The organism is Anaerolineae bacterium (assembly GCA_014360855.1).
Lineage (GTDB): Bacteria > Chloroflexota > Anaerolineae > JACIWP01 > JACIWP01 > JACIWP01.
This window is the reverse complement of the sequence record JACIWP010000143.1, coordinates 1-7,995: the sequence shown is the minus strand read 5'-3', so window position 1 is coordinate 7,995 and position 7,995 is coordinate 1. Positions and strand designations below refer to the sequence as shown.

General features: G+C 64.8%; 8 protein-coding genes. 7 read left to right on the top strand and 1 reads right to left on the bottom strand.

Annotated features, from left to right (window positions below):
* Positions 1-179, bottom strand: a 179-nt coding sequence (locus H5T60_08910) for a hypothetical protein (protein MBC7242551.1), incomplete at its 3' end; no start/stop codon positions are given.
* Between the two features lie 289 nt (positions 180-468).
* Here H5T60_08910 and H5T60_08905 point away from each other — a divergent pair.
* From H5T60_08905 to H5T60_08875, 7 genes are all read left to right on the top strand, one after another.
* Positions 469-1,842: a monomethylamine:corrinoid methyltransferase gene (locus H5T60_08905; protein MBC7242550.1), complete on the top strand. Its 1,374-nt coding sequence runs from the start codon at positions 469-471 to the stop codon at positions 1,840-1,842.
* A gap of 54 nt (positions 1,843-1,896) precedes the next feature.
* On the top strand, positions 1,897-2,547 hold the full coding sequence (locus H5T60_08900; protein ID MBC7242549.1) for a corrinoid protein: 651 nt from the start codon (positions 1,897-1,899) through the stop codon (positions 2,545-2,547).
* An 82-nt stretch (positions 2,548-2,629) separates the two neighbouring features.
* A complete protein-coding gene (locus H5T60_08895; protein MBC7242548.1) occupies positions 2,630-3,694 on the top strand; it encodes a BMP family protein in 1,065 nt (354 codons plus the stop codon).
* An 85-nt stretch (positions 3,695-3,779) separates the two neighbouring features.
* Positions 3,780-5,360, top strand: coding sequence for an ABC transporter ATP-binding protein (locus H5T60_08890; protein MBC7242547.1), 1,581 nt, complete (start codon positions 3,780-3,782; stop codon positions 5,358-5,360).
* Positions 5,350-6,417 carry an ABC transporter permease gene (locus H5T60_08885; GenBank protein ID MBC7242546.1) on the top strand — a complete coding sequence of 356 codons (1,068 nt, stop codon included), beginning with the start codon at positions 5,350-5,352 and terminating at the stop codon, positions 6,415-6,417. The genes H5T60_08890 and H5T60_08885 overlap by 11 nt, the downstream gene beginning before the upstream one ends.
* A complete protein-coding gene (locus tag H5T60_08880) occupies positions 6,404-7,348 on the top strand; it encodes an ABC transporter permease (protein MBC7242545.1) in 945 nt (314 codons plus the stop codon). The genes H5T60_08885 and H5T60_08880 overlap by 14 nt, the downstream gene beginning before the upstream one ends.
* 121 nt (positions 7,349-7,469) lie before the next feature.
* Positions 7,470-7,934, top strand: a complete 465-nt coding sequence (locus tag H5T60_08875; protein MBC7242544.1) for a hypothetical protein — start codon at positions 7,470-7,472, stop codon at positions 7,932-7,934.
* Positions 7,935-7,995: the final 61 nt, after the last annotated feature.

Below are 7,995 nucleotides of genomic sequence, written 5' to 3'. Positions count from 1 at the left end.
CCGGCCACCACCGTATCCCCCCTGGCAAAGAGCGCGCCCTCCCGCACGGCGCGCAGGAACTTCCTCCAGGCCTCATCGGCTGTGCTCATAGCCTGCACCTCCTGCCAGTGTAATGATACCACAATGGGGCGCTGGCCGGCGAATGCAGGATGGACAATTGACCATGGATGATAGACCATAGACAGCAGGCCATGGAACATAGGCCATGGCACATCATCCGCCGTCCATTTCTTTGACCAAACTGCCATTCATATGTTATACTGAAAGAGGTTTTTGTGAATGCAGGTGTTCCCGCATTCGCGCGTCGGCAAGCCCCGCGCCGGCTGTCCCATCACAGGGTGGTGAGATGCACAGCAGTCAGCGACGATGGATGTCCCGCGGTTGTCCCTTTTCCTTGCAGAGCGATAGGCTCACCCGAAGCCACAACCTGGCGATATCTCCATAGCGCAAAGGAGGTTCGATAAACGCATGCCCGCACACTGGTTATCCGAAATCATGCGCCGCTCCCACGACGGGCCGTTCATGCGCGAGCACGACTTCGACATGACCGTCGCCAAGACCGCCCGTCAGCTCACCAAGAAGTACGGCATCCGCTTCGACCCGCAGACCCCTGTCCCCTGGGATGATGACCTGGCAGACCGCGTGTATCAAGCCGGCCTCGAGCTGTTCCTGGAAGTAGGCGTCTACAACATGGATACCTCCCGCATCATCCGCTTCTCGCGCGATGAGGTCGAGGAAATCCTGCGCCACGAGCCAGGTCAGGTCGTCCTCGGCGAGGGGAAGGACGCCGTCGTCATGAAAGCCCGCAAGGTCGAGGACACGGAGCGCCCCATCGTGCACTCCGGCCCCACCGGGACGCCCTGCTCCGAGACCATGCACCCCCGCATCCTCATCAGTTGCGCCCAGGAGCCGCTCATTGACTGCCTGGGAGCCGGCTCCGTCGCCATGTACCACGGTCAGGAGATCAAGCCCGGCACGCCGCTGGAAATCATGGGCTCCCGGCGTGATGCCATCGCGGCCCGCATGGCCGTGACCGCCGCCGGCCGGCCGGGCATGCACATCAACGACGTCGCCGTCTCCCTCACCTGCGCCGGCAAAATGGCCGCCTGCAATCCGCAGTTCGGACTGCGCCCCTCCGACGGCCTGCTGGTCTCCCAGATGACCGAGCTAAAGACCAACTTCGACCAGCTTTCGCGCGTTGCCTTCCTCCTGGACTACGGCATCCGCATCGTGGACCTGATGACCCCGCTCATCGGCGGGGTTGGCGGCGGCGCCGAGGGCACAGCCATCGTCTCCATCGCCACCCACCTGCTGGGCGCCACCTGCTACTGCGCCGATTATCACATGATGAGCCACACCCACCTGAAATGGCTCAACAACACCGACCGCATGGGCCTATGGATCATGGCTGAGGTCGGTCAGGCGTTGGCCCGCAATACCCGCATCGTCACTCTCAACGATATCTACACCGTATCCGGGCCGGGCACCGAGGAACTGCTCTACGAGGCAGCCGCCGGCGCCATCACCGGCACCGTCAGCGGCATGAACATCCAGGGATGCGGCTGTACCGGCGGCTCCCTGACCGACCACTACACCGGGCTGGAAGCCCGCTTCGTCGCGGAGGTCTCCCGCGCCGTGGTTGGCATGTCCCGCCAGCAGGCCAACGAACTGGTGCTCAAAATTCTGCCGCTGTATGAGCACACCTTCGATGCGCCGCGGCGCGGCCTGCCCTTCCAGGAAGTGTACGACCCGCTCACCGTCCAACCCAAACCGACCTGGACCGAGCCATACGCGCGTGCCAAAGAAAAACTGGCCAGCCTGGGCATCCATTTCGTGACATGATGCCCGCCGGCCGGCATTCCCCTATACCCGAGGAAAGGAGATTCACCTGCCGCCATGCTGGAAAAATATCGCGAACCACTGAGCAGTGCTATTGCCGAGGGCGAGGCCGAACAGGCTGTCGAGCTGACCCGACAAGCCCTCTCCGAAGGCGTTGACCCGCTGGAAATCATTCAGGGCATACTGGTGCCGACCCTGACCCGGGTTGGCGAGCGCTTCCAGGCTTTCGAGATTTTCCTGCCCGAGCTGATGATGGCCGGCGATGCGGCCGCGGCCGCCACCACTATTTTGGAAGAGGCCATCGCCGCCAAAGGCGCCCAGCGCCAGCACCTGGGCACCATCGTGCTGGGGACCGTTGCCGGCGACATCCACGACATTGGCAAGAACATCGTATCCACCCTCCTGCGCTCCCACGGGTTTAACGTGGTGGACCTGGGGCGCGATGTGCCGGCCATCCGCTTTATCGAGGAAGCGGAAAAGCACCGTGCGGCCATCATCGCCATGTCCGCGTTGATGACGACCACGCGGCCGGCCCAACGTGACACCATCAACCTCCTCAAAGAGCTGGGCAAGCGCGATGCCTTCAAGGTCATCGTCGGCGGCGGATGTGTCAACGCCGAATGGGCACAGGCCATCGGCGCCGACGGCTACGCCGAGAACGCTGCCGAAGCCGTCGTCCTGTGCAAGCGACTGCTTCAAGTGAACTGAACGAGGCTGTCCGCCGGCCTTTCCGTCGTTCGAAGTCTCGGCCTTCTGGTTCCCATACTATTTTCAGAGAGGAGGTTCTCGTATGCTAGGAAGAAGGGCCCGTTCCATCCTTGCAGTGCTGGTTGTGCTGGTGATGGTGGCCATCAGCGTCGGCGCCTGTGCGCCCGCCACCCCTGCCCCGACCCCCGTGCCCCCCACCGACACGCCGGCGCCCACCACCGCACCGGCCACGCCCGCCGGCGCGGCACCCGTCCGCCTGGCCATCTTGATGACCGGCGAAATCACCGACCTGTCGTGGAACGCCCAGATGTACCGCGCCGCCATGGAAATCAAGGAGAAACTCGGCATTGACGTGGCCTACTCCGAGCAGATCGCCCCAGCCGATGGCGAGCGCGTCATGCGCGAGTATGCGGATGAAGGCTACAACCTTATCATCGCCCATTCCTTCTCCTACGGCGACGCGGTCTTCCGCGTGGCGCAGGATTATCCCAATGTGAATTTCGCCTGGGCCGGCGGCATGAACAAAACCGCCCAGAACGTCGCTGACTATGACCAGCCCTTCTACCAGGCGGCATATCTCATCGGTATCCTGGCCGGCGGCGTCTCTAAAGGCACCATGAACTTCCTCGGCGGGTTTGATATCCCCGTGTGCCACGCCATGGCCGAGGCGTTCAAGGCCGGCGCCCGCAGTGTCAACCCGAACTCCACCCTGCTCGCCTCATACGTCGGTGACTGGGGCGATGTCGCCAAGGCCAAAGAGGCGGCCTTGGCGCAGATTGACGCCGGCGCGGACTTCGGCATCGGCTGTGGCGAAGGCCCAACCCTGGGCATGATCGAGGCCGCCAAAGAGCGCGGCGTCTACGCCACCGGTTACGTCGGCGACATGTCCGAGATTGCCCCGGACACTGTCCTGACCAGCCTGGTCTGGAACCTGTATCCACTGCTGGAGACCATGGTCAAGGACGTCCAGGCCGGCACATTCCAGCCCGGCAAGTTCTACTCCTTGGGTGTGGCGCAGGGCGCTTTTGAGATGCCCATCAATCCCAAGCTCAAGGACAAAGTGCCGGCCAGCGTCCTGGAACAGGTCGAAAAGGCCAAGGCCGATATCATCGCCGGCAAGCTGGAAGTGCCGTACATCCCGCAGTAACGCTCGGCGTGATCATGGGGGGAGCTGGGCATGTCCCCAGCTCCCCTTGACTATTCCCCTGGGATTGGAGGAGGATGGGACAGGTTTGACCGCGCTGGTCGAGATGCGAGGCATCACCAAACGCTTCCCCGGTGTGCTGGCCAACGACCATGTGGACTTCGTCCTGGAAGCCGGCGAAATCCATGCGCTCCTGGGCGAGAACGGTGCCGGCAAAACCACCCTCATGAACATCCTCTACGGCCTTTATCAGCCGGATGAGGGCGAGATTTATGTCAAGGGCCGGCCGGCGACCATTCATTCTCCACACGATGCCATCCAGCTCGGCATCGGGATGGTGCATCAGCACTTTCAGCTCGTTCCCACCTTTACGGTTGCCGAGAACATTGTCCTGGGCCTGCCTTCCCGCCGCGAGCCGTTCCTGGAAAGCCGCCGGCGGGTACATCAGCAAATCGCAGAGGTCTCCCGCGCCTATGGCCTGGCGGTGGACCCGTCCTGCCTCGTCTGGCAGTTATCGGTGGGAGAACAACAGCGCGTTGAGATCCTCAAAGCGCTGTACCGCGGCGCGACCGTATTGATCCTCGACGAACCCACCGCCGTGCTCACCCCACAGGAGTGCGAGCGCCTGTTTGAAATCCTGCTCGCCCTTGTCCAGGACGGCAAGTCGGTCATCTTCATCTCGCATAAGCTCGATGAGGTCATGGCGATCAGCCACCGCGTGACTGTCCTGCGCGATGGGCGGGTGGTCGGCACTGCCCGCACGCAGGACATCACCAAGCAGGAGCTTGCCCGCATGATGGTGGGGCGGGAAATGTGCCCGATCGAGAAACCGCCGGCCTCCCCCGCCGGCCCGGTCATCGCACTCCAGGACATCTGGGCACACGATGATCGCGGCCTGCCGGCCCTGCGCGGTGTCTCCCTCGAGGTGTGCGCCGGCGAGATACTGGGCATCGCCGGCGTGGACGGCAACGGGCAGGCCGAACTGGAAGAGGTGCTCACGGGATTGCGGCATCCCCACCGCGGCCGCTACCTGCTCGCCGGCCAGGATGTGACCCACGCCTCTGCGCGAGAACTGTTCGAGGCCGGCCTGGCCCATATCCCCGCGGACCGCAACCGCTTCGGCATGGTGGCCGATATGACCCTGGCGGAGAACAGCATCCTCGGCCTGGAGGGCAAGCCCCCTTTCACCCGCTTCGGCATGCTCCGCTACCGCGAAATGGAACAACACTGCTCTCATCTGATCCGCGAATATGACATCCGCGCGCCGGGGCCGGCGGCCTTCGCCGGCACCCTCTCCGGCGGCAACGCCCAAAAGCTCATCCTGGCCCGGGAGATCTCCCGCCGGCCCAAAGCCCTGGTCGCCGCCCAGCCCACCCGCGGGCTGGACATCGGAGCCACCGAGTACGTGCGCCGCAAACTGCTGGAACAGCGCGAGCGCGGCTGTGGGGTGCTCCTGATCTCCACGGAGCTGGAAGAAATCCTGGCCCTGAGCGACCGGATTGCGGTGATATATGAGGGACAAATCGTCGGAATGGTGGACCCAGCCTGCGTGGACATCGAGCAGTTGGGGTTGATGATGGCCGGCGCGATCAAAGAAGCGTGCGAGCTTCCCCCTCGGCCGCCGGCCGACAGGCCCACCGCACCAGGGAGGCCCGGCCATGACCGATAGGGCCGCCCTCCCCAGCGCACACCGCCCCTCGCCGGCGATGTCCGTGCTCCTGAAGGGAGCCCCCGTCCTGGCGGTGATCCTCGCCCTCCTGCTGGGGGCACTGATCATCGCCGCTGTTGGCGTCAGCCCGCTGGCGGCATATCAATCCATGGTCAAAGGAGCGTTCGGAAGCCCCCGCGCCCTCACCCAGGCCGGCCTGCGCGCTGTCCCGCTACTGCTCATCAGCCTGGGGCTGACCCTGGCCTTCCGAAGCCGCATCTGGAACATCGGCGCCGAGGGGCAGTTGTACATGGGCGCCTGGGTCGCCGCGCTGTTCGCCCTCAGCTTCCCGAACCTGCCGCCGGCTCTAATGCTTCCCGGTCTGCTCCTCGCCGGCTTCGCCGGCGGCGCGCTGTGGGGGCTGGTGCCGGCGCTCCTGCGGGCATACCTGGGCGCCAACGAAATCGTCACCAGCCTCCTGCTGAACTACGTCGCCATCTTCTGGGTCAGCTACCAGGTGCGCCTGCCGATGAAGGACCCCACCTCCTTCCTGCCCCAGAGCGCCGTCCTGCCGGCGCCGGCCTCCCTGCCGGTACTGCCCGGCACACGGCTCCATATCGGGGTGATCCTGGCGCTCGTCCTGGTGCCGCTGATCGCCTTCATCCTATGGAAAACCCCATTGGGCTACCGCCTGCGGGTCGTCGGTTCCAACCCGGACGCGGCGCGCTTCGCCGGCATTGACGTGCCTCGGCACATCATCATCGTTATGGTGATCAGCGGGGGGCTGGCCGGCGTCGCCGGCATGATCGAGGTCGCCGGCGTGCACCACCGCCTCATCCAAGACATCTCGCCCGGGTACGGCTTCACCGCCATCGTCGTGGCCCTCCTGGGCCAGCTCAACCCCTTCGGCGCCCTGCTGGCATCCTATTTCTTCGCCTCCCTGGTCATCGGCGCCGATTCCATGCAGCGCGTGGTCGGCCTGCCCGTGGCGCTGACGGAAGTGATCCAGGCGCTGGTCGTGCTGTTCGTGCTGGCCAGCGAGGCCTTCAGGAGGCATCGTTCCCGTGTCATGGGATAACCTTTTGCAAGCTGGCTTCATCATATCCCTCATCACCTCGGGCATCCGCCTGGCGGTGCCGGTCCTGCTGGCCGTGCTGGGCGAGATCATCACCGAGCGCGCCGGCGTGCAAAACCTGGGGCTCGAGGGCATCATGGCCTTCGGCGCCTTCGCCGGCTTCGCCGCCGCCTTCGCCACCGACAGTGGCATCTTGGGACTGCTGGCCGGCATCCTGGCCGGCATGCTGATGGGCCTGCTGATGGGCTATTTTGCCGTCACCCTGAAGGTCAACCAGGTCATCGCCGGCATCTCCCTGGTGCTCCTCGGCCAGGGCGCCGCCAACTTCTTTTACCGCCAGATCTTCGGCGTCTCCCAGCGGCCCCCGCGCATCGCCGGCTTCCCGGAAATGCCCATCCCACTCCTCTCCGATATCCCCTACCTCGGGGACATCCTCTTCCGCCATAATGTCGTGGTCTACCTCACCGTCCTGCTGGTCATCCTGATCTGGATCGCGCTGTTCGAGACGACCTGGGGGCTGAAGGTGCGGGCGGTGGGCGAACACCCGTCTGCGGCGGACACCTCCGGGGTGAATGTCGCCGGCATCCGTTACGCCTGCACCATCCTGGGCGCGGCCTTCGCCGGCCTGGGCGGGGCAGTGCTGAGCGTGGCGCAGATGAAGCTGTTCACGGAGAACATGGTCGCCGGCCGCGGCTGGATCGCCATCGCCCTGGTCATCTTCTCCCGCTGGCACCCCGGGCTGGCGCTGGCCGGCGCTGTCCTCTTCGGCCTGGCCGATGCCCTGCAGTTCCGCTTCCAGGCCCTGGGCTTCGAGGCGGTCCCCTACGAGTTCCTGTTGATGCTCCCCTATATCCTGACCATCATCGTCCTGCTGGCCGGCGGCCGGCGGGGCGCCGCGCCGGCGGCCCTCGGCACCCCGTACGAGAAGGAATAACAGCGGCCTACATCCGCAACCCTTTGACAGCCCCGCGTCCACATGGTACATTACTCCCAGCAGTATCATTCCCCCGCCGGCACAGCGGGCCGTTCCGCAATGGGACCAGGAGGTGAGGATCATGGACCCGCAGGCCATTGCGCAACTGGCTGATCAGGTGGTAAAGGCTTTGCAGCCCGTTATTCTCTCTTTCTTCCAAAGCGCGGCCGTCGAAGCCGGCCGGCGCGCCGCCGGCGCGGCTTGGGAATCCCTCGCGGAGCTGTGGGAGAAACTGCGCTCGCGCAGCCGCGTGGAAGAGGCCGCCCAGGAACTCGCCGGCCGCCCCGATGACCCGGATGCCCAGGCCGCCCTGCGCCTGGCCGTCCGGAAGGCATTGGAGGCGGACCCCGCCCTGGCCGAGCAGGTCGCCGGCATCATGGGCCGGCCCCAAGTCGTCAGTTACATCAAGACCGGCGACGTAAAAGGTGCGAGAATCACCGGCGTGCAAACAAAGCCCGGCGAAAACAAGAACATCTATAGCAAAGTTGAGACCAACAATGTGACGGACTCGACGATCACCGGTGTCGATCTGACGGGGGAGGAGTAACACCAACCCGTATCGCCGCCCCACGCGTGCCGGAGCACTGCGATGACCGAACTCTCGGACA